Genomic DNA, 22585 nt, shown 5'->3' with positions numbered 1-22585 from the left:
ATTCTTTATTTTCATGTACCGAATATGACTTTACAGCAGAACATATCGCTCAGGCCTTTCAATAGTTTTGGCATTGATGTACGGGCCAGTCATTTCGCAGCATTTTCTTCTGCAGATGAACTGGAGCAATTGTTAGCATTACCTGGATTGCCCGCACCTTTCATACTCGGTGGCGGCAGTAATATCCTGTTTACAAATGATGTGCAAAGGCTTGTGCTGAAAAACGAGCTGAAAGGGACCGAGATCATACGGGAAACCGAATCTGAGGTTTACGTAAGAGTACAGGCTGGCGAGAACTGGCATGCATTTGTCAGCTACTGTGTAAATAAAGGTTTGGGCGGCATAGAAAACCTGAGCCTGATACCCGGCAATGCAGGCGCATCGCCCATGCAGAACATCGGCGCGTATGGCGTGGAGATCAAAGATGTATTCCATCAGCTGGAAGCATGGCATATCCGGGATCAGTGTATAGTAACTTTTTCGGCGGCCGACTGTGCATTCGGCTATCGCGAAAGCGTATTCAAAAACCGGTACAAAAACCAGTTCGTGATCCTGAACGTCACGTTCCGTTTAAGCAGGAAACCGGTTTTCAATACCAGCTATGGCGCAATTGAAGCAGAGCTGGAAAAGATGGGTGTGCAGGAATTATCCGTACGTAACATATCACAGGCAGTGATCAATATCCGCAGCAGCAAGCTCCCCGACCCGAAAGAAACCGGGAACGCGGGAAGCTTTTTTAAAAATCCCGTTATTGAGCCATCTTTATTTGAACAGTTAAAAACTGAATATCCGGGTATTCCCGGTTATCCCGGTGCAGCAGGACACGTAAAAGTTGCTGCCGGCTGGCTGATCGAACAATGCGGCTGGAAAGGCTATCGCCGTGGTGATGCAGGCTGCTATCCGAAACAGGCATTGGTTCTGGTTAATTATGGCAACGCCAGCGGTGCCGAGATCTATGCACTTTCACAGGAGATCATCGATAGTGTTCATAAACAATTCGGTATTGTTCTTGAAAGAGAAGTGAATATCATTACCTGAGCTTTTGGAAAGTTCTGAACTTTCCAAAAGCTGCTTTAAACAACAAAGCCATCTCCTTTTGCAAGAGATGGCTTTGTTTTATATTCTTAAAGGAAATTACATGCCCGGGAAAAGCGGCCTGCCTATTTCAAGCCCCCTGAAAGGCCAGGGAACACCTGCAAGTATCAGCACGAACGCCAGCAGGAAGAAGGTAAATGCTTTCTTATATTTCACTTCATCCGGAACAGCTTTTTTTGCCATACCGTGTGCCATGGTCAGGAATACGATAGCAAGAATCATTGTTACCGGGTGCTCCATCCAGAAAAAACGGAAGAATTTGTTCTTCATAAAACTTTCGCCTTCGGGAAGTGTGGTCTTTAAAAAACCGAAGCGCCCGAAAGCCACCTGGTACAATCCGATCAGCAAGGTGATATGTCCGCTGATCATGGTGAACAGCCATAGTTTTTTCACTCCGGGAGTAAATGCTTTTTTCCCTGTCCAGCCACTATAGGCTTTAAACATTGAAACCAGCAGTAATACGAGGATCACCCAACGTAAAAGATTGTGTAAATGCAGCAAGCCTGTGTCCATAAAGCTATTTTTTAAATATTGATGAATATGATTGTTCTGAACGGATGATTAATCTACCCAATCCGCAATAAAGAGATTGGTATCCCTTGTTCCGCCGTTGTTACGGTTGGAAGAAAAAATGATCTTCTTTCCATCCGGGCTGAACATCGGAAAGGCATCGAAACCTTTGTCGCGACTGATCTTTTCGAGGCCTTTGCCGTTTATATCCGTAAGATACATGTTAAAGGGGAAACCGCGCGGATATTCGTGGTTACTGCAGAAGATAATATGCTTACCGTCCGGCGTAAAATTAGGCGCCCAGTTGGCCTGTTTCAGGTCTGTGATCTGTTTTGCATCAGTACCATCGGCATTGGCTACCCACACTTCCATATTGGTAGGTGCTACCATGCCCTGCGCCAGTAATTCCTTGTATTCTTTGATCGCTGCTTCCGTTTTAGGTCTGCTTGCACGCCATACGATCTTTTTTCCATCCGGGCTGAACCATGCACCACCATCGTAACCCAGTGCGGTTGTTACCTGTTTTTCTTTACCGGTGGCAATGTCCATTACATAAAGATCGAGGTCTCCGTTCTTATCACTGCAGTAGATCATTTTTTTCCCGTCCGGGGAAAGGGTTGCTTCCGCATCATATCCTTTTGCAGTTGTCAGCTGACGTACGATCTTACCGTTGAGATCGGCCATATAAATATCATAGCTGTCGTATAAAGGCCAGATATATTTATTCCCGTATTTGGAGCGGTCCGGCACTGGCGGGCAGGCATCGCCACCTTTATGCGTGGAGGCATAGATGATATGTTTCCCGTCTGGCAGGAAATAAGCGCAGGTAGTGCGCCCCTTACCCGTACTTACCTGTTTGTAAACGAATGGTTCGTTTGCACTTTCAGGCACTTTACCAATGAAGATCTGGTCGCAGTTCAACCCTTCCTTCGGGTTGGTACGCTGAAAAATGATGTGTTTGCCATCGTAGCTCCAGTAAGCTTCTGCATTATCGCCGCCAAAAGTGAGCTGGCGCACGTTCCGGAAATGTTTTTCCCCGCTGAAATGGACAGAATCCTGCGGAGCCTGCTGGGCCGGCAGTGCAGTCTGCACAAGGAAAGCTGCTGCCAGGAATAAAATATTTTTCTTCATAACTGTTAATGAGCCGCAAAATTAACACTAACAACGGCGTATTGGTAAAAATAATTAAGCAGCCTGCCTGCGGGCATTTATTTTTGCACCATGAAATACAGCCTGTTGCTGCTGCTTGTATTAGCCGCAGCTTGTACCAATAATCGTCAGCAAGATAAAGTGGCTGAGGCCGGCAGGGATAGCGTGCTGCCCGCTGCGGCTCAGCAGCTATACAGCGCCATCCGCACCAATCCGGACAGCATGGGACTTCGTTTGCAACTAGTAGAGATGCTCGACAGCATGGCATCTTATAAACCAGCCCTGCAACAGATGGATTCGCTGATCACGAGGGACAGTCTGAATTATGGCCTCTGGTTCCGCAAAGCACAGCTGCTGGAAAAAGTAAAAGATACCACCGGCGCCATCCGCTCCTACAGGTATGCAGCCAGGATCTATCCATCGCCGGATGCGCTTCTTTCAATGGCCAATCTTTACGCAGAACGCAAAGACCCGGCAGCACTGGAACTATGTAAACAGGTAAACACGTTAAGATTGGGCAGGGAGTACAACGCACACTGCGATTTCATCAGCGGCGTTTATTATGCACGCATCGGGAACAGGGATAAAGCGATAGCGCTGTTCAACAGTTGTGTTGCCAACGACTACCGTTACATGGAAGCATATATGGAAAAAGGATTTCTTTATTATGAAAACAAACAGCCCGCCGAAGCCCTGAAAGTATTTGAACTGGCAGTGGCTGTTAATAATACTTATGCCGATGGTTATTACTGGGCAGGCAAATGCAATGAAGTCCTTAATAACAAAGATGCGGCAGCGAGCAATTACAGGCTGGCTATATCCCTTGATGCAGGAATGACAGACGCAGTCAATGCATTAAAACGGCTCGGTGTTTCATAAATAAATGAACATTCTCAGCAAAAAACAAGAATTTCGCAGTTCAAAAAACAATTATGCCTCTTATAGCCCCCTCTTTATTAAGCGCTGATTTTCTGAATTTACAATCAGATATTACCATGCTCAATGAAAGCCAGGCCGACTGGTTTCACCTGGATGTAATGGATGGAAGATTTGTACCCAATATCAGTTTCGGCTTGCCGGTGATCGAGCATATCCGCAAAGCCACTACCAAGATCTGCGATGTGCACCTGATGATCCTCGAACCGGGGAATTATGCGGAAGCGTTTAAAAAAGCGGGTGCCGATGTACTGACCGTTCACCTGGAAGCCTGTCCGCACCTGCACAGGAACCTGCAGCAGATCAAGGCGCTGGGCATGAAGGCCGGTGTGGCATTAAATCCACATACGCCTGTTCATTTGCTGAGCGATATCATCCACGAGATAGACCTGGTTTGCCTAATGAGTGTGAACCCTGGTTTTGGCGGCCAGCAGTTCATTCCACATACGCTGGAAAAGATCCGTACACTCAAAAAAATGATCACAGAAAAACAATTGCACACACTGATCGAGATCGACGGCGGTGTTACATTGCAGAATGCGCCCTCACTCGTTGCAGCCGGCGCAGATGTACTGGTGGCAGGCAATACGGTTTTCCGCGCACAAGACCCGACTGCAACAATTGCAGCCCTGAAAGCCTGTTAATTAAAGTTCTGTTAAGTAATGATAGTAAAAGCGTGCCAATGGCGCGCTTTTTTTGTGCAGGTCTGCATGGTTGTCATTCTACAGGTATCGGGCACGATTACTGCATAAGATCTCCACAGCTGTGTATAATATCTATTAGGTTTTTATACAGGTTCCCAATTAAATTTGGAATAGATGGTCGTTAGCAAGTAAGTACCGAAATCCTATTCCGTCAAACCCAAAAGTGAAACAGATTGACAGAAGCAATTATCAACCTCGAAACCGTTAATCCCATTGAATTCTTTGGCGTCAACAACGGTAAATTAGATCTGCTGAAAAAGAAATTCCCATTGTTAAAGATCCTTTCCCGCGGGACACAAATAAAACTGAGCGGGGCCCCTGAACAGATTGATTCAGCAAAAGAAAAAATTGAGCTGGTTATCCAGTACCTGCAAAGGAATGGTCACCTGAGTGAAGGTTATTTTGAACAGATCCTCGGTGGCGACGATGCAGAAGTAGTAGACAATTTTGTGGACAGTAACCCCAATGATGTACTTGTTTTCGGCCCAAATGGCAAAACGGTACGTGCCAGAACGCAGAACCAGAAGAAAATGGTGCATGCGGCAGACCGTAATGATATCGTTTTCGCCATAGGACCTGCCGGTACCGGTAAAACCTATACTGCCGTTGCCCTTGCTGTTCGTGCATTAAAGAATAAAGTGGTGAAGAAGATCATCCTTACGAGGCCGGCCGTTGAAGCGGGTGAAAACCTGGGTTTCCTGCCGGGCGACCTGAAGGAAAAAATCGATCCGTACCTGCGGCCGTTATATGATGCCTTGGACGATATGATCCCTGCGGACAAATTAGGCTATTATATGAGTACCCGCACGATCGAAATTGCGCCGCTGGCTTATATGCGCGGACGTACGCTCGATAATGCCTTTATAATCCTGGATGAAGCGCAGAATACCAATGACCTCCAGCTGAAAATGTTCCTGACACGTATCGGTGCCAATGCCAAAGCGATCATCACCGGCGACCCCACGCAGATCGACCTGCCGCGTAACCAGCGCAGCGGCCTGGAAAAAGCGACCCGGATATTGAAAAACATCGAAGGTATTGCCCATATCGAGCTGAACGAGGAAGATGTGGTAAGGCACAGACTGGTAAAATCGATCATTAAAGCCTACGACAAGGAGAAGGAACGCGAAGAAAAAGAATACGGACCTCAGCAGCAAAGTCATCGCTGAGCCAGCGGATAACAAAAGAGGGAAACCGGTTAACGATTTCCCTCTTTTATTTTATAAGCCGGTGTGCTTATTGCTCACCTAATATTTCATGACCCAGTTTATCCCTTTTGGTCTGCAGGTATTTTACATTATGCGGATTGGAAGGCACTTCAATAGGTACGATCTCCTCGATATCAATACCGTAACCGCTTAAGCCCGCACGTTTTCTCGGATTATTACTCATCAGGCGGAGTTTGGTGATGCCCAGGTACCGCAGGATCTGCGCCCCTACGCCATAATCACGTTCATCTTTCCCGAAACCGAGATGCAGGTTGGCTTCAACCGTATCCATACCTTCTTCCTGGAGTTTGTAGGCTTTGAGTTTGTTCACAAGACCGATGCCGCGTCCTTCCTGGTTCATATAAAGGATCACCCCTTTCCCTTCCGACTCTACCATCTGCATGGCTTTATGCAGTTGTTCACCGCAATCGCAGCGGAAGCTGCCGAGGATATCGCCGGTAAAACAGCTGCTGTGCACCCTTGTAAGTACAGCTTCACCGGGAACCCAGCTGCCTTTGATGAGGGCCAGGTGTTCGCCGCCGGTTGCTTTTTCCTTAAAAGCCACCAGTTTGAAGTAGCCGTATCGCGTAGGCATTTCCACTTTAACGATCTCTTCGATCAAAGAATCCGTTTTCAGTCGGTAATCGATCAGGTCTTTGATGGATATGATCTTAAGACCGAACTTTTGGGCTATTTCCATCAGTTCGGGCAGCCTGGCCATGGTACCGTCTTCGTTCATCACTTCCACCAGCACACCGGCAGGTTCGAGACCGGCAAGACGGGCCAGGTCAACTGCGGCTTCTGTATGACCGGCACGACGCAGAACGCCGCCATTTTTTGCTTTCAGCGGGAAAATATGCCCCGGGCGGCCCAGATCGGCAGGTGTTGTAGCCGGATCAACCAGTGCCAGCAGGGTTTTCGATCGGTCTGAAGCCGATATGCCGGTAGTGGTTCCGTGCCCCAGGAGGTCTACTGAAACGGTAAACGCGGTTTCGTGTAAGGAGGTATTGGAGCTGACCATCGGGTCGAGCTGCAGTTCTTTACAACGGTCTTCGGTAAGGGTGGCACAAATCAGGCCGCGCCCTTCCTTACTCATGAAATTCACAATTTCTGGGGTGGCATGACGTGCTGCTACCACAAAATCGCCTTCATTTTCACGGTCTTCATCGTCTACAACGATGATCATCCTGCCATTGCGTATATCGTCAATAGCATCCTCTATCCTGTCTAACATAGATAATGATTATCCCGCAAAATTACATTGGATCAACCGTATATGGTCATAAGAAAACTGAAAAAACAAACTTATTCCGGGTTTCGAATATAACAGCAAACGGATTAAAATAATAATTTATATGAAAAGTGCTGCATGGCTTTGCCCGTTTTTTATCATAAAAAATGAACAATTTAATCAAAAAAAGGCAAATCCGAGTATAGGACATAATTTGTTAACATTCTGTTGAAATTCCTCGGAGATATTTCACTTTCTTTGCACTTGAAAATTAACGTAACCAGTAAAATTATGAGAAAAAAGATTATCGTGATGCTGACCTTCGGTCTGGCATTGTTATTTTCTGTAAGCTCTTTCGCACAGGTAACAACAAGTAGCATTTCCGGAACGGTAACAACCGCAGACGGAAAAGAGCTGGTTGGCGCTACTGTGAAAGCTACCCATGAGCCAACAGGAACAGTTTACACCACACAAACCCGTAAAGGTGGTACCTATGGTATCGCAAACATGAACCCGGGTGGTCCTTACACCATCCAGGTGAGCTTTGTGGGTCTGAACACAGAAAAAAGATCAGATATCTACCTGCTCCTCGGTGAGCCGCTGAAATCTGACTTCGTGGTTGGTGAGCAAACTACAAACCTGGGCACCGTTGTTGTAACTGCAGCTGCTTCCAAAACAGATGCCAACAAAAACGGAACCTCTACTACGCTCGGAAGAGAAAGGATCGAAACCATGCCTACTGTTGGCCGTGGTCTTGCCGATTACCTGAGAAGTACTCCTCAATTCAAATTAGCGAGCGGCGGTAACGCTTCCAGCGAAAACGGTTTCTCGATTGCAGGCCAGAACCTCCGTTACAACTCTTTCTATGTGGATGGAGCTGTAAATAACGACGTATTCGGTCTGGCATACAGCGGAACAAATGGTGGCCAGTCGAGCATTTCACCTTTATCCATCGATGCGATCGATCAGATCCAGGTGATGATCTCTCCTTACGATGCCTCTGTAGGTAACTTTACCGGTGGTGCGATCAACGCCATCACCAAGTCCGGTACCAACCAGACCCACGGTTCTGCTTACTACATCTTCCGTAACCAGAACCTGGCAGGTAAAACACCTACAGGTCCTAAAGATCAGGCTACCAGATACAGCCCTTTCAGCAACAAACTGTACGGCTTTACCCTCGGCGGCGCCATCATCAAAAACAAACTGTTCTACTTTGTGAGCGGCGAGCTTCAGAGAGACCAGACTCCAAACCCGTTTGACCTGTCTACCTATAATGGAGACACCAAAACACCTGCTGCTCTCCAGGCGCTGATGAACAATATCATCGCAAGAAGCGGCGGATATAACCCGGGTACTTACGATAACAGCCTCGGCGAACTGAAATCAGACAAACTGACTGTTAAAGTAGACTGGAACATCAACGAGAAAAACAAACTGACTGGTAGCTTCCGTTATACAAAAGGCGACAAACTGATCGTATTCTCAAGCACTCCAAACCAGCTGAACTTCTCTAACTACGGTTACCGCTTCCCTACAAAGACAGCTTCAGGTTCACTTGAGCTGAAAAGCACGATCGGTAAAAGCTCAAGCAACCGTTTACTCTTCACGATTACTGACGTTGAAGATGACCGCGGTCCGCTGGGCGGAGCTGTTGCACCAAGCGTAACCATCACCGATGGTACAGGGGGAAGCATCCGTTTCGGTACAGAAGCGAACTCAACTTTCAACTACCTGAAACAAAGCAGTTACAACCTGTCTGACCAGTTCAAATTTGTCCTGGGCAAACATAACCTGACTGCTGGTTTCGAGGCTGAATATTACAAGGCATTCAACTCATTCATTTCAAACGGTACCGGTACTTACCAGTACAACAGTGTTGCCGACTTCCTGAATGATGCGAAGCCAAGGCAATACCAGGTTGGTTTCCCGCTCGTTGGTTCAATGGACGAGAAAACAACTGATGCTGCTGCTAAATTCAACGTATTCAGGGGTGCACTGTTCCTGAACGATGATATCAAAGTAAACCAGAACTTCACTGTTACTGTTGGTCTGCGTGCTGACTACTACAAGTTCATCACCAAACCGATCTTCGATCAGTTCGCGATCGATTCTGCTTTACCGAAATTTGCACAGTACTATGATCTGAAAGGCGCAATGCCTGGCCAGATGGCTAAAGTACCGGTATCTCTGTCACCCCGCGTAGGTTTCACTTACAAGATCCCTGAAGAAGGTCTCGTGATCCGTGGTGGTCTGGGTATGTTTACCGGACGTATTCCATTGGTATGGCCTGGTGGTGTTTACAACCAGACCGGCCGTTCAGTAGGAAGCTACACACTGAGCACTTCTGTGAATGCTGCCATCTGGAATGCTGACAAGGTTCGTTACAGAACTACTCCTTACACTGCTGCTGAGGTTGGTATCAGCCTCGACAACGCAAAAGGACAGCTTGACCTGATCGCTAAAGAATTCAAAACGCCAAAAGTATTCAGGACTTCACTTGCAGCTGACAAGAACCTGGGTCATGGCTGGACTGTAACCGTAGAAGGTATGTTCACCAAGAATATCAATGATATCGCTTACCAGAACATCAACCTGATCCCTCCTACCGTAAGATCAGTAGGACCGGATAACCGCCTGGTATATGGTACTGCAGCATCTGCATCAAACCAGATCCCTATCAGAAGCAACGGTATCAACCCTTATGGCAGCGGTGTTTACCTCATCAGCAATCAGGAAGGTGAAAAAGGATTCTCTTACAACCTGACCTTCCTGGTTAACAAAACCACGAGAACAGGCTTCAACTTCTCTGCAAGCTATAACTACGGTGAGTCATTCGTTGTAAACGATGCACAAAGCTCAACCAATGGTAGCCAGTGGAGCAGCCAGGAGAGCATCAACGGACGTAACTACCTCACAAGAAGCGTTTCCGATAACAGCTTCGGTCACAGGGTATTTGCATTCGTAAGCAAGAAGTTCACTTATGCCGGTGGCAAACTGGCTACAACGATCGGTCTGACTTACAATGGTCAGTCTGGTAACCCTTACAGCTACATCTACAATGGTCAGGCTAACAGGGATGGTATCAACTTCTACGACCTGATCTATGTTCCTACAACACAGGATCTGGCGAATATGACTTTCATTACCTCAAGTGCAGTTACTGCAACTCCTGATGCACAGAAAGCAGCGTTCGATGCATACATCAACAACGACAAATACCTGAGAACACGTCGTGGTCAGTATGCTGAAAGAAATGCTTCACGTACAGAATTCACCAACGTAGTGGATCTGCGCCTGGCTCAGGACTTCACTATCAAACTGGGTAACAAGAAATACTCTGCACAGGTTATTTACAGCATGATGAACTTCAGCAACTTCCTGAACAGGGATTGGGGCCGTCAGTTCTTCGCAAGCTTCGATCAGTTCCAACTGCTGAGCGTAAGCTATGCTGCCAACAGCCTGGTACCAAGGTATACATTCAACCCAACTACAGGCCGTCCGGGTTCTGTAACCACTACTGTAACACCTGGTTATTCTTCAAGGTGGAACAGCCAGCTGGAATTCAGGATCAGGTTCTAATCCTGTACGGTAACAATATAAAGCGTCTCTCCAAACGGGGAGACGTTTTTATTTGTGACTATTCCTCCTTAAAAATTCCAGTTTTCTCGATAAAGACGAAATCGGTTGCTGTCAGCCCTTACATTTGCATAGAGAATTGAATCAATAAAGCAGTACTGTATGAAGGTGAATACCATGGCCGAAATGATGGCAAACGGCGAATCTCCCGAGATCCTTTTCTGGGTTGGTTGCTCGGGCAGCTTTGACCAGCGTGCACAGAAGATCACGAAAGCATTTGCATCCATACTGGATAAGGTTGGTATGAAGTATGCCATCCTCGGCAAGGAAGAAGCCTGCACCGGCGATCCTGCACGCAGGGCCGGCAATGAATTCCTGTTCCAGATGATGGCCTATCAGAACATACAGGTACTGAATGGTTATGGCATCAAAAAGATCGTAACCACTTGCCCGCACTGCTTCAATACCCTCAAAAACGAATACCCGGAACTGGGCGGCAATTACGATGTGATCCATCACACCACATTATTGCAGGAACTGATTGATACCGGACGCATCAAAATGAAAGAAGGCGGCAGCTTCAAAGGGAAGAAGATCTCTTACCACGACAGTTGTTATCTCGGCCGCGCAAACGATATCTATGAAGCACCGAGAAAAGTGCTGGAAATCCTCGATGCCGAACTGGTGGAAATGAAAAGATGCCGTTCCAAAGGCCTTTGCTGCGGCGCGGGCGGTGCCCAGATGTTCAAGGAAGATGAACCGGGGGATAAACGCATCAACATTGAAAGAACCGATGAAGCCCTCGCTACCGGCGCTGCCGTGATCGCTTCTGCCTGTCCTTTCTGCAATACCATGATGACGGATGGCGTCAAGAACAGGGAAAAGGAAAACGAAGTGGCCGTTCTGGATATCGCCGAGCTGATCAACAGCAGTATGGCCTGAGCCCGGAAAGCACATAATCGGGCAAATGCTTAATTTTGCCTTATGAATTTAGATTACCAGCAATATATACCTGCCGACTTCCACGACTCTTCAAGGGTCTGGATCTACCAGAGCAGCCGTTTATTTACCATATCCGAAGCACTGGAAATAGAACCGCTGCTGCAGGAATTCACAGCCTCATGGAATACGCACGGTACGCCGGTTAAAGGTTATGCAAACCTGTTTTTCGGCCAGTTCATCGTACTGATGGCAGACGAGACCGTGACCGACGTAAGCGGCTGCAGCACCGACAGTTCTGTTCGTGTTATCAAAAAGATAGAATCCCTTTTTAAAGTGGATATGTTCAACAGGCAGAGCCTTGCTTTTGTGGTGAAAGACAAAGTGGAAGTCTTGCCCATGCCGCAACTGACCTATGCATTGGAAAACGGGTTTATCAAAGGCGACACTTTATATTTCAACAACCTCGCAGCTACAAAAAAAGACCTGCTGAATAACTGGATCATTCCGGTAAAACAAAGCTGGCTCGCTGCAAGAATCCCGGCACTGCAACACTCTTAAATAAAGCTTATGCGGTTGGATGCACTTACCCCCTTGCTCTGGACCAACGACCTGGAAGGCACTATTGATTTTTACAGTGGCCTTCTCGGTTTTACCCTCGATGAGTACAATGCCGACTGGGGCTGGTGTCATTTGCGCCGCGACCAGGTAAACCTCATGTTTGCACGACCGAATGAGCACTCTCCCTATGATGGGCAGCCATTATGCACCGGGAGTTTTTACATCTATACTGCAGATGTAGATGAAGCATGGACAATGCTGAAAGACAAAGCCAGGATCGGTTATGCGATCGGTAATTTCCGGCATTGTATGCGTGAATTCGCAATCCTCGACAACAATGGATATATGCTGCAGTTCGGCAGGGAACTGAAAGAAGGCGAATCGGTTGATGAAGAAAACCAGGAATAACTTTCCGGCTTCGTTCTATTTCTTCGTTTTCAATTTATCCAGCATTGCTTTTTTCTGCTTTTCGCTCATTTGTGGTTTCTGTACAATCCTGTTCAGCTGGTAACTCACCGTTAACCTGAAATTGCGGGAATTGGTTGAACTGAAATTCTCGAGATTAAAGTTAGGTCCGTATGTATATGTGGTATATTTCTGCACCGTGAACGGATCAATGATATTCAGCGTAACGATCAGCCTGCGGTCCATGAACTTACGCTGGATCCCGAAATTCATATTCAGGTTACTGCGGCTCTTACCCTGTGCATCCGCATAATTATTAAACCGTGCGTTACCTTCGAAAGAAAGTACGTTAGACGGTGTGAAAGAATAGTTCAGCGTTGTGAGGAAAGTGTTCCCGTCACGGTATTTATACAATACTTTTTCCCTTTCACCGTATTGGTTATGCCTGAAAACCACGCTGCCGTTCACACGGAATACCCTTGAGAAAGTAAAACCGCCGAATACGCTGGCTTCATATTCCTGCCTGTCGGCAATATTGAGCCAGGTGGTTTCTGTTTTACCGCCACCAACAAGAGTACGGATGGAGTTGATCACTTCTTTTACTTTATTGTAACCGACCGATGTATTCACATAATACTTGCCTTTGATCCAGCTCACATTCCAGTCGAAATTGTCTGAAGTAGACGGCCGGAGGAATGGATTACCGAAACGGATATTGTATGGATCGGTATAAGTGATATTCGGATTCAGTTCACCAATACCCGGCCTGCGGATAGTGGCACGGTACACCAATGACGTATTCAGCGTTTTGTTGAATTCTTTCCGGATGGTAAGATTAGGCAGCACATTCCAGTATTTATTATCAACATTGGAAACATTGCCTTTGATAAAGTCGAACGACATAGTAGTCTGTTCTGCCTGTGCGCCGCCCGTAACACGCAACTGACCAGGGAACAGGAAACTAAGCCCGGCCCGGATGGTAAAAATGTCCTGGTAGAATTTAAAGTCGTTACTGAGCAGATCGTTCGGAATGAATACGCTGTCTGATTTACGCAGGTAGCTTGTGTTCAGCGCATTGTGGTTATGTGATTTCTGATAAGTAGCGCCGGTTGAAAAGTTGCTTCCTTTCCACATCAGCGGCTTGTTATAATCCACCCGCAGCGATCCGGATCTTGAATAGTTATCGAGTAATTGCGCCTGTGTTGAATCCACACCCGTAGGTACATAGTCCGGGCGTAAGAACTGCTGGAAGTAGTTGAGGTCATTGTCGTTCTTACCAACATTCCCGTTCAGGATCACACGGAAATATTCTGCAAGATTATTTTTTGCGCGCCGGGTATAGCTTACGGACACGTTATGCCCGTAACCGGTACCATCACTGCCGTTTTTACGGTTACTGATCTTATAAACATCATCGAACCGGTTGATATTGCGATACTCCGTGAAGCTCATGTTATCGAACATGTTCAGGTTACCCTGGTATGTAAAGTTGAGCGTGTTCTGTTTGTTGATCTCATAATCTACCTGCAAGCGGAGATTCGGCCTCAGGCTTTTATTTTTATAATTACTCTGGGTATACAAACCGTTTGTAGAGTCCTTGTAAATATTTTCACGATTGGAGTAACTGTTACCGGTAAATACGCTTCCCGTAACGCCGCCATTGATGTTGATGGAAAACTGTTTGTTGCGGTAGCTGGCATTCCCGGCTGTATTGCCTTCTCCTCTTGTCCCCCCGCTTGCGGTTACACGTCCTACCCAGCCGATCTTTCCTTTCTTGGTAACGATATTGATCACGCCTCCCGTTTCGGTTGCATACTGCGGCGGCGGATTACTCATGATCTCGATCTTTTCGATGCTGCTGCCGGGCATGCTTTCCAGCAGATCCTGCAATTGCTGTGCACTGAGATCGGTTGGTTTGTCGTCTATGAGGATCTTTGGCTCTTTACCCTTTAGCAGGATTTTCCCGTCGGGATCATTGTTCACCAACGGTATGTTCTTCAGCAGTTCGGCTGTACTGGAACCACTGCTGAGAGCGCTTTCACCCACATTATACGTAAGCTTGTCATCTTTGTTTTCGATCAGTGGTTTTTCAGCATATACAACCACTTCATCCAGAGCAGTACTGTTATCATTCAGCTTGATATCACCAAGGTTGAAATCATAACGTTCTTCACGGAGATAAATACTATCGAGGTTTGTTTTTGCAAAACCTACCGCTTCAACAGTGAGCCGGTAATAACCAAAGGGAAGCGCCGTAAATTCGAATGCACCGTTCTTATCGGCGGCATTACGGATCCCCTTTGCGGTATCGTTCATTTTGGAAAGCAACAGGTTCGCATAAGGCAATGGTTTACCGCTTTTCGCGTCCAGCACATTTCCGATAATGATGCCAACCATTCCTTTGTCTTTCGCATTGCGGTTCTGCGCAGGCAAAAGATGACCAATACCTAATAATAAAACCAGGGCTACAAAATTCTTCATGTTGCTATCAAAGTAAGTTATATCATGCTATTTATTCAAAAAAAATAGACAATTGGCTAATTTTGTTCACTAAATCGGTCAACTATGTATATGATTTATGGTATCCCGAATTGCGACACCGTTAAAAAGGCGTTGACCTGGTTCCGGGAGCAGGGAATTCCCTATGAATTTCATGATTATAAAAAAGCAGGGATCACCAAGGCTAAACTGACTGCCTGGTGCAAACAGGTGGGCTGGGAAATACTGGTTAATAAGAAAGGAACTACCTGGAGAGGGCTTGACCCTGTCATTCAGGCCGCTGTTACTTCGCAGGCAGCTGCAGTATCGCTGATGAGTGAAAATACCAGCGTGATCAAAAGGCCGGTCATTGAAAAAGATGATAAAGTGATGACGGTAGGTTTCGATGCAGCTTTGTATCAGAAGACATTCAAATAACGATCGCTCTATGCACAGAAGAGGGGAAGTGCAGACTTCCCCTCTTCTGTTATTTATGTTGAACAGCTTATTTCAGCAGGTTCTTCAGGGTTTCCTGGAGCTCCTCCGCGCGCAGGTCTTTACCGATGATCTTTCCTGTAGGATCGAGCAGCAGGTTGGCCGGGATGCTGGTGATGCGGTATAACTGCGCAACTGCGTTGTTCCAGTATTGCAGATCGCTCACATGCGTCCAGGTCAGTTTGTCTTCCTTGATGGCTTTCAGCCAGCTTTCCTTACTCTGATCCAGTGATACACCGAGTACGGTGAAATTCTTGTTCTTGTACTGCGTATAGGCTTTTACCACGTTAGGGTTTTCCATACGGCAGGGTCTGCACCAACTGGCCCAGAAATCGATCAGTACATATTTTCCTTTGAATGAGGCGAGGCTGACAGGTTTGTTGGCCGTGTCTTTCTGCGTAAAAGGCAATGCCTGTGTTCCCACCATACCGATCTTAGAATTCTCAATAGTAGAAGCAAGCGCTTTCGCGTACGTATTCTGTAATGCAGCAGGCTGAAGCTGGTTATAGTTGGCTTCGAGCTCTTCGATACTACTCATCAGCGGACTGATCGCAAACAATATGAAAGCGCTCACGGGTGATGCCGGGCGTTCTTTTACATAATTGGCCGCTGTGGCAATCACTTCGTTTTTATAAACATTGAAAGCCTTCACCAGGGAATCCTTCCTGGCAGGATCTTTCTCCGGGTCGATCAGGGTAGCGGTTCCTACTACTTTTTCTTTCAGCGGGTTAAAACGGTCTTTATATACCTGGTAATCGTCCTGGGTTGGCGAACCTTTGATTACAGCATTGGCGATTGTGGTAACATCCCCTGTGGCAGTCACACTCTCATTGCCAAGGAATATTTCAAAAGCTTCCGGGCGGCCGGCAAAACCTACCCGGTGCAACTCCGGTGAAGTTACTGAACCGCGAAGTGTAAAAACGCCTTTGCGGGCAGTGGAGGTTGCAACGGTTTTCCCGTTCATGCCGTTGATCAGGTATACGACCGTGCTGTCTTTCAGTCCGGAAATATTTCCCTTCACCTCAAACCCGTTGTTTTGCCTGGTCTGTGCGATCCCGGCCAGCGGCAACAATAACGCAATGCATATTTTTTTCATATCACTCGGAATGTCTTTTTTTCAACACTTCTATTACTTCCTGCAAGTTATGTCCTTTGGCGTTAATCAAAAGTAAATAGTGAAAAAGCAGGTCGGCCGCCTCACCCAGAAAAAGATCGGGATTATTATCCTTTGCCTCAATCACAAGTTCCACTGCCTCCTCGCCCACTTTCTGGGCAATTTTATTGATCCCTTTCTCATGCATCCGGGCCACATATGACTTTTCAGGCGGTGCCTGGCGGCGAAGGCGAATGATGTCTTCGAGATAGGTCAGAAAGTCCTCGCTGTGGTTCCGCTCACTCCAGCAGGTGTCTGCTCCCGTATGACAAACAGGGCCTGTGGGATGTGCTTTGATCAGTAAAGTGTCCTGGTCGCAATCTGCTGAAATACTTTTCAGTTCCAGGAAGTTGCCGCTTTCTTCCCCCTTGGTCCATAACCTTTTTTTACTCCTGCTGTAAAACGTCACTTTACCGGATTCCTCCGTTTTCTGTAATGCCTCGCGGTTCATAAAACCCAGCATCAGCACTTTATGTGTATTGAAATCCTGGATCACCGCAGGCACCAGGCCATCTGCATATTTATCAAAATCTATTTTCATAGCGTATGCTTTGATTGTTTGTTCAACGATTCCCATCAGATCCGCACGTTGATTCCTTTTTCACTGAGATAGGTTTTCAATTCCGGTATACCTACTTCCTTAAAATGAAAGATACTTGCAGCCAATGCCGCATCTGCTTTCCCTTCAGCGAATACCTCTGCAAAATGTTCCATATTTCCGCCGCCGCCGGATGCAATCACAGGAACCGGTAATAACGAGGCCAAAGTTCCGGTAATATCCAATGCGAATCCTTTTTTTGTTCCGTCGTGGTTCATCGAAGTAAGCAGGATCTCGCCGGCACCAAGCGCTACTGCCTGCTGCGCCCAGTCCAGACATTTTGTTTCTGTCCTTACACGACCGCCGTTAAGGTAAACATACCATTCACCGTCATCTTCCATACGGGTATCGATGGCGAGTACCACGCACTGGCTCCCGAATTCACCGGCAAGTTCTTTAAGCAGTTCCGGACGTTTGAAGGCTGCGGTGTTGACAGAAATTTTATCCGCACCGTTTTGCAAGAGGACGTTTACATCGTCTACAGATGCGATGCCACCACCAACCGTAAAAGGAATATTGATATGGTGAGAGATCCGGTTTACCAGCTCGCTCAGGGTCTTTCTTTTTTCATTGGTTGCCGTTATATCCAGGAACACCAGTTCATCTGCGCCCTGCCTGGCATACAGTGCCCCGAGTTCTACAGGATCGCCTGCATCCCTTATATTTTCAAAGTTGATTCCTTTTACTGTCCGCCCGTCTTTGATGTCCAGACAGGGTATGATCCGTTTTGCTAACATCCTTACTAATTAATTTAAAAAATGATCAGGAAGCTTTATTCAGCCTGCTCAATTCTTCCATTGAGATCCTGTTCTCATAAAATGCTTTTCCTACAATAGCACCTGCACAACCTATCGCCGCCAGTTCTTCAAGATCGGGCACAGAACTTACGCCGCCGCTTGCGATAAAGAATAAATCCGGGAACCGGCCGATGATCTTTTTGTACAGATCAACAGAAGGCCCCTGTAATTTGCCATCCTTGCTTACATCCGTACAGAATACCTGTTTCAATCCAAGTGCTGCATATTGCTGCAGCAGATCGAACACTGAAACGGAAGTGGTTTCGAGCCAGCCTCCGACGGCGATCTTCTCATCCTTCACATCAGCACCAAGCAAAAATTTTTCAGCGCCGTACTGATGCAGCCAGCGCTTAAACAATTCCGGATCTTTTACAGCAAGGCTGCCGATGGTTGCCAGCGCTGCTCCTGAATTCAATACTGCTATGAGGTCTTCCTCTTTTTTGATACCACCCCCAAAATCGATCACAAGCGATGTATTGGAAGCGATGGTCTCCAATACTTTCCAGTTCCTGACGCTGCCTGCTTTTGCGCCATCAAGATCTACGAGATGCAGCCTGTTCAGTCCTGCACCTTCAAAAGCTTTTGCTACTTCAAGCGGATCTTCATTGTAAATAGTTTTTTCGTTGTAATCGCCTTGCGTGAGCCGGACGCATTTCCCGTCGATAATATCAATTGCCGGTATAATCTGCATTAGATTCTTCATTAAATATGACTGATAAAATTCCTGAGGATCTGTTCTCCCACAGCAGCACTTTTTTCAGGATGAAACTGTACACCATAAAAATTATCCTTATGCAACGCCGCACTGTAAGGTTGGATATAATCCGTTGTTGCTATGGTAGCCGGACCTTTTGAAGCATAGTAACCATGTACGAAATAACAATAACTGTTCTCTGCAATACCGTTGAACAGTTTTGTTCGCAGGTCGTACACCGTATTCCAGCCGATCTGCGGTATTTTAAAATCCTTGTTTCCTGCGTTATTAAAAGCCTTTACCTGCTCATCGAATATGCCGATACAGGTGGTGTCATTCTCTTCCGAATGACTGCAGAGCAACTGCATACCCAGGCAAATGCCCAGCACAGGCTGTGTCAGTTCCCTGATGACCTGATCAAGCTGTCTGGCTTTCAGATACTGCATGGCAGAACTGGCTTCACCCACACCCGGGAAGATCACTTTATCTGCTGCCCTGATCTGTTCGGGATCATCCGTTACCTCGGCGGCTGCGCCAATCCTCTCCAGCGCATATAATACGGATTGTGTATTCCCGGCGTTGTATTTTATCACTACTGTTTTCATGTTCCTGGCTTTTATATACTCCTGTTAGTTTTCCAGGATACCCCGGATAAATGTTTGTGTTGCTTTTGAAAGATCAGCAGCACCATCAATTGCTTTTATGTAAGCGGTACCGATAATACCTCCGTTTGCAAAACGGCTTGCAGACCGGAAAGTCTGGTTGTCTTTGATGCCGAACCCGACCAGTACCGGGTTTTTCAATTGCATTCCCTTTAAACGTGCAAGATATTGTTCAACGGCTGCAAAGTCTTTGTCTTTACCGGTAGTAGCGGAAGAGCTCACTGCATAAAGAAAGCCGCTGCTCAGATCATCGAGTCTCCTCACCCTTGCTTCACTGGTTTCGGGGGTAACGAGAAAAATAAAATCGAGTCCGTATTTTTTGATGATGGCGCTGTATTCATTTTCAAATTCATATTCGGGGAGATCCGGCAGGATCAAACCATCAACACCGCAGGCTGAAGCATCTGCACAGAATCTTTCAAACCCGTATTGCAGTACAGGGTTCATATACCCCATCAATACAACCGGCAGGTGAATGTGCTGTCTTAATGTTTTTAACTGTGAGAACAGCAATGCTATTGTCATTCCGTTCTCAAGCGCCTGCAGACCGCTGGCCTGGATCACAGGGCCGTCTGCCAGCGGATCACTGTATGGCATTCCAAGTTCCACCATATCTGCACCGGCATCCTGCAATGCTTTGATAACAGTGATTGTACTGTCAGTTTCAGGAAAGCCTGCTGTACAATATACATTCAGCACATCCTGTTGTTTTTTCGAAAAGAGTTCTTTTATCCTGCTCATGATCTTTTTCTGTTTATTGGTTCATTGCATGCATATAGGTTGCCAGGTCCTTGTCGCCGCGGCCACTCAGGCATACTACCACTGTATCAGCAGGTGTTAATTCGAGCTTATTCAATGCTGCCAGTGCGTGAGCGGATTCGAGCGCCGGGATGATACCTTCCGTTTTTGCAAGATGAAAGCCCGCCGCAAGTGCTTCTTCGTCTGTTGCGTTAAGAAAAGTACCGCGACCGGTACTAAAGAGATGCGCATGCAACGGACCGATACCCGGGTAATCAAGACCTGCCGAAATACTGTGCGGTTCTATCACCTGGCCATCTTCTGTTTGCATCAGCAGGCTTTTACTCCCATGCAGAATACCCGTTTTACCCAATTGAGTGGTAGCCGCACTCATTCCGCTGTGAACGCCATGGCCCGCAGCTTCCACTGCTACCAGCTGCACAGACGGCTCATCCAGGAAATGATAAAAAGCCCCGGCGGCATTACTGCCTCCGCCAACGCATGCGATCACATGTGTTGGCAATTCATTGCCGGTAATCTCTTTCAGCTGTTGTTTCGTTTCATAACTGATCACCTGCTGGAAACGGGCTACCATATCCGGGTAAGGATGCGGCCCTACCACACTCCCTATCACATAATGTGTATCGGAAGGATTATTGATCCAGTCGCGGATAGCTTCATTGGTAGCATCTTTCAGTGTTTTGCTGCCGCTGACGGCCGGTATCACCGTAGCGCCCAGCATTTTCATGCGGGCCACATTCGGCGCCTGGCGTTCGATATCTTTTTCCCCCATGTATACTATGCACTCAAGTCCCTTCAATGCACATACGGTAGCGGTAGCCACACCATGCTGACCGGCACCGGTTTCTGCAATAATCCTTTTCTTGCCCAGGCGGCCTGCCAGCAGGATCTGCCCGATGGTATTGTTGATCTTGTGGGCACCGGTATGACAAAGATCTTCACGTTTGAGGAATACAGTTGCACCGGTTTCCGCGCTTAATCTTTCCGCACGGAACAAAGGCGTAGGCCGGCCCACATAATCTTTCAGCAAAGCATCAAACTCTTTACGGAAGGATTCATCTTCCATGATCTCAGTATAACGCGCCGCCAGCTCTTCTACATTACGGTGCAGCATTTCCGGAATATAAGCCCCTCCGAACTGACCATAATAACCACGTGCATCGGGGTGTTGGTATGTTTCCATAAATCTCTTTTTACCAGCTTGTTTATATTTGTTTTACCTGCTTCACAAAATCCCTGACCAGTTCCATGTTCTTAACACCCGGCGATGTTTCTAAACGGCTGTTCACATCTAATGAGAACAGGTCTTTTGCTACAGGGTAACCTGCAAAGTCTTTTATTTTATCAATGTCTTCCGGGCCGATTCCTCCACTCAGGAAGAAAGGTTTGTGCACATCAAGATCTTTAAGCAGCTCCCAATTGAACTTTTTGCCTGTTCCTCCGTAACCTGCTCCATCGGTATCGAACAGGAACATATCTGCTACCTCCTGGTAATCCTTCACTTTCCATAAGAGGTTATCGTCCTCACGGATCCTGAATGCTTTAATCACACTTACGTAATCCGCGATCTTTTCGCAATATTTCGGTGTTTCATCACCATGAAGCTGCACGAGGTAAAGACCGCAATCGTCAACTGCCTGCAGGACATCTTCAACAGACGCATTTACAAAAACACCTACTTTATTGATGTTTTTTCCTTTGATCTTTTTCAGTTCGGCACGCGACATGAACCGGGAGATATACCTGGGCGAATGCGGGTAAAAAATGAACCCGCCGAATTCAACGCCCATTTCATCGAGTTGTGCTACCTGTGCAGCACTGGTCATGCCGCATACTTTAATTCGCATTTTGTTTTGCTTTTAATTGATTAACGAAATCAGTAAAAGCAATCGAAGGATTGGCCTGCTTCATAAAGTTCTCCCCGATGAGGAACCCGGAGAAGCCGGCGCGGCGTAAAGTTACAATAGTATCTATATCGCTGATACCACTTTCAGCGATTGCCGGTTTTCCGGCCGGTATTTTCCCGATCAGATCCAGGGAAGTATTGATATCCACCTTGAAAGTCTTAAGGTTACGGTTATTCACACCTACCATGTCTACCATATCACAGATATGCCCCAGTTCTGTTTCATCATGGATCTCAAGCAGCACTTCCATGCCCAGGCCTTTTGCGAGCGTGCCCAGCATCATTACCTCTTCAGGATTCAGGCAGGCTGCGATCAAAAGGACGAGGTCGGCTCCCATTGCCTTTGCCTCGTATACCTGGTATTCATCGATCATAAAATCTTTCCGGAGGATGGGAACGTTCTGAATCCTGGCGGTTTCAAGGTCAGCAGCAGTACCGCCGAAAAATTCCTTGTCTGTCAGCACAGATATACCCGAAGCCGATGCTGCATACGCTGTTGTAACCTCCACCACATCTGCATCGCCGTTGATCAGTCCTTTGGAAGGTGATTTCCGTTTAAATTCAGCAATGATGCCTGTCCGTTCCGGATCAGCGAGGAATTCGCATAAAGAGAGAACCGGTCTGGCAAACAACGGGCGCTGTTCCAGTTTATCAACCGGGAAAAGTGCTTTATTCCGCTCCACTTCCTTTCGTTTGTTCGCAACGATCGTGTCCAGTATGTTCATG

At 46.9% G+C, this 22585-nt stretch carries 22 protein-coding genes; 9 read left to right on the top strand and 13 right to left on the bottom strand.

The features are described 5' to 3' along the window. Positions 1–24 precede the first annotated feature (24 nt). Positions 25–1038, top strand: a complete 1014-nt coding sequence (gene murB, locus B5D42_RS04500; protein ID WP_078830249.1) for a UDP-N-acetylmuramate dehydrogenase — start codon at positions 25–27, stop codon at positions 1036–1038. A 96-nt stretch (positions 1039–1134) separates the two neighbouring features. Here the strand turns inward: murB and B5D42_RS04495 are convergent, their stop codons facing one another. Next, positions 1135–1608 carry a hypothetical protein gene (locus B5D42_RS04495; protein WP_078830248.1) on the bottom strand — a complete coding sequence of 158 codons (474 nt, stop codon included), beginning with the start codon at positions 1606–1608 and terminating at the stop codon, positions 1135–1137. Between the two features lie 48 nt (positions 1609–1656). After that, complete coding sequence (locus tag B5D42_RS04490; protein ID WP_078830247.1) at positions 1657–2736, bottom strand: TolB family protein; 1080 nt, start codon at positions 2734–2736, stop codon at positions 1657–1659. Between the two features lie 90 nt (positions 2737–2826). Here B5D42_RS04490 and B5D42_RS04485 point away from each other — a divergent pair, with 90 nt between their 5' ends. The 3 genes from B5D42_RS04485 (at position 2827) to B5D42_RS04475 (ending at position 5563) form a co-directional block, all read left to right on the top strand. Continuing rightward, a complete protein-coding gene (locus B5D42_RS04485; RefSeq protein ID WP_078830246.1) occupies positions 2827–3633 on the top strand; it encodes a tetratricopeptide repeat protein in 807 nt (268 codons plus the stop codon). 53 nt (positions 3634–3686) lie between these two features. Further along, a complete protein-coding gene (gene rpe, locus B5D42_RS04480; RefSeq protein WP_078830245.1) occupies positions 3687–4334 on the top strand; it encodes a ribulose-phosphate 3-epimerase in 648 nt (215 codons plus the stop codon). A gap of 233 nt (positions 4335–4567) precedes the next feature. Continuing rightward, positions 4568–5563 carry a PhoH family protein gene (locus B5D42_RS04475; protein WP_078830244.1) on the top strand — a complete coding sequence of 332 codons (996 nt, stop codon included), beginning with the start codon at positions 4568–4570 and terminating at the stop codon, positions 5561–5563. 67 nt (positions 5564–5630) lie between these two features. Here B5D42_RS04475 and B5D42_RS04470 read toward each other — a convergent pair whose 3' ends face one another. After that, a complete protein-coding gene (locus B5D42_RS04470; protein WP_078830243.1) occupies positions 5631–6836 on the bottom strand; it encodes a bifunctional 3,4-dihydroxy-2-butanone-4-phosphate synthase/GTP cyclohydrolase II in 1206 nt (401 codons plus the stop codon). Positions 6837–7124: 288 nt separating this feature from the next. On the opposite strand from B5D42_RS04470, the gene B5D42_RS04465 reads away from it, so the two are divergent. The 4 genes from B5D42_RS04465 to B5D42_RS04450 all read left to right on the top strand — a co-directional run bounded on the left by B5D42_RS04465 (position 7125) and on the right by B5D42_RS04450 (position 12320). Next, complete coding sequence (locus tag B5D42_RS04465) at positions 7125–10415, top strand: TonB-dependent receptor (protein WP_078830242.1); 3291 nt, start codon at positions 7125–7127, stop codon at positions 10413–10415. 159 nt (positions 10416–10574) lie between these two features. Next, positions 10575–11354 carry a (Fe-S)-binding protein gene (locus tag B5D42_RS04460; RefSeq protein ID WP_078830241.1) on the top strand — a complete coding sequence of 260 codons (780 nt, stop codon included), beginning with the start codon at positions 10575–10577 and terminating at the stop codon, positions 11352–11354. Between the two features lie 42 nt (positions 11355–11396). Further along, positions 11397–11912: a hypothetical protein gene (locus tag B5D42_RS04455; RefSeq protein ID WP_078830240.1), complete on the top strand. Its 516-nt coding sequence runs from the start codon at positions 11397–11399 to the stop codon at positions 11910–11912. A gap of 9 nt (positions 11913–11921) precedes the next feature. After that, positions 11922–12320, top strand: coding sequence for a VOC family protein (locus tag B5D42_RS04450; RefSeq protein WP_078830239.1), 399 nt, complete (start codon positions 11922–11924; stop codon positions 12318–12320). Between the two features lie 15 nt (positions 12321–12335). On the opposite strand, the gene B5D42_RS04445 is transcribed toward B5D42_RS04450, so the two are convergent. Continuing rightward, on the bottom strand, positions 12336–14798 hold the full coding sequence (locus B5D42_RS04445) for a TonB-dependent receptor (RefSeq protein WP_078830238.1): 2463 nt from the start codon (positions 14796–14798) through the stop codon (positions 12336–12338). 84 nt (positions 14799–14882) lie between these two features. On the opposite strand from B5D42_RS04445, the gene B5D42_RS04440 reads away from it, so the two are divergent. Then, entirely contained in the window at positions 14883–15233 is a 351-nt protein-coding gene (locus B5D42_RS04440; RefSeq protein ID WP_078830237.1) for an ArsC family reductase, read from the top strand. 67 nt (positions 15234–15300) lie between these two features. Here B5D42_RS04440 and B5D42_RS04435 read toward each other — a convergent pair whose 3' ends face one another. Genes B5D42_RS04435 through trpC form a run of 9 tightly spaced genes read right to left on the bottom strand, consistent with a single transcriptional unit; the run spans position 15301 to position 22584 of the window. Then, a complete protein-coding gene (locus B5D42_RS04435) occupies positions 15301–16386 on the bottom strand; it encodes a TlpA disulfide reductase family protein (protein ID WP_078830236.1) in 1086 nt (361 codons plus the stop codon). Position 16387: 1 nt separating this feature from the next. Next, entirely contained in the window at positions 16388–17020 is a 633-nt protein-coding gene (gene hisIE, locus B5D42_RS04430) for a bifunctional phosphoribosyl-AMP cyclohydrolase/phosphoribosyl-ATP diphosphatase HisIE (RefSeq protein WP_078830235.1), read from the bottom strand. Beyond that, positions 17020–17778, bottom strand: coding sequence for an imidazole glycerol phosphate synthase subunit HisF (gene hisF, locus B5D42_RS04425; protein ID WP_078830234.1), 759 nt, complete (start codon positions 17776–17778; stop codon positions 17020–17022). The genes hisIE and hisF overlap by 1 nt, the downstream gene beginning before the upstream one ends. 25 nt (positions 17779–17803) lie before the next feature. Further along, entirely contained in the window at positions 17804–18529 is a 726-nt protein-coding gene (gene hisA / locus B5D42_RS04420; protein WP_078830233.1) for a 1-(5-phosphoribosyl)-5-[(5-phosphoribosylamino)methylideneamino]imidazole-4-carboxamide isomerase, read from the bottom strand. A gap of 11 nt (positions 18530–18540) precedes the next feature. Next, entirely contained in the window at positions 18541–19137 is a 597-nt protein-coding gene (gene hisH / locus B5D42_RS04415; protein WP_078830232.1) for an imidazole glycerol phosphate synthase subunit HisH, read from the bottom strand. A gap of 24 nt (positions 19138–19161) precedes the next feature. Next, positions 19162–19935 (bottom strand): tryptophan synthase subunit alpha, encoded by a 774-nt coding sequence (gene trpA, locus B5D42_RS04410; RefSeq protein ID WP_078830231.1) that lies wholly within the window; start codon positions 19933–19935, stop codon positions 19162–19164. 13 nt (positions 19936–19948) lie between these two features. Continuing rightward, positions 19949–21136 (bottom strand): tryptophan synthase subunit beta, encoded by a 1188-nt coding sequence (gene trpB / locus B5D42_RS04405; RefSeq protein ID WP_078830230.1) that lies wholly within the window; start codon positions 21134–21136, stop codon positions 19949–19951. A 22-nt stretch (positions 21137–21158) separates the two neighbouring features. Then, a complete protein-coding gene (locus tag B5D42_RS04400) occupies positions 21159–21800 on the bottom strand; it encodes a phosphoribosylanthranilate isomerase (RefSeq protein WP_078830229.1) in 642 nt (213 codons plus the stop codon). Continuing rightward, positions 21790–22584, bottom strand: coding sequence for an indole-3-glycerol phosphate synthase TrpC (gene trpC, locus B5D42_RS04395; RefSeq protein ID WP_078830228.1), 795 nt, complete (start codon positions 22582–22584; stop codon positions 21790–21792). The genes B5D42_RS04400 and trpC overlap by 11 nt, the downstream gene beginning before the upstream one ends. Between the last annotated feature and the right edge of the window lies 1 nt (position 22585).

The organism is Sediminibacterium ginsengisoli (assembly GCF_900167075.1).
GTDB classification, from domain to species: domain Bacteria; phylum Bacteroidota; class Bacteroidia; order Chitinophagales; family Chitinophagaceae; genus Sediminibacterium; species Sediminibacterium ginsengisoli.
Note: the sequence above shows the minus strand (reverse complement) of the source record. Positions and strands in the feature narration are given on the sequence as shown.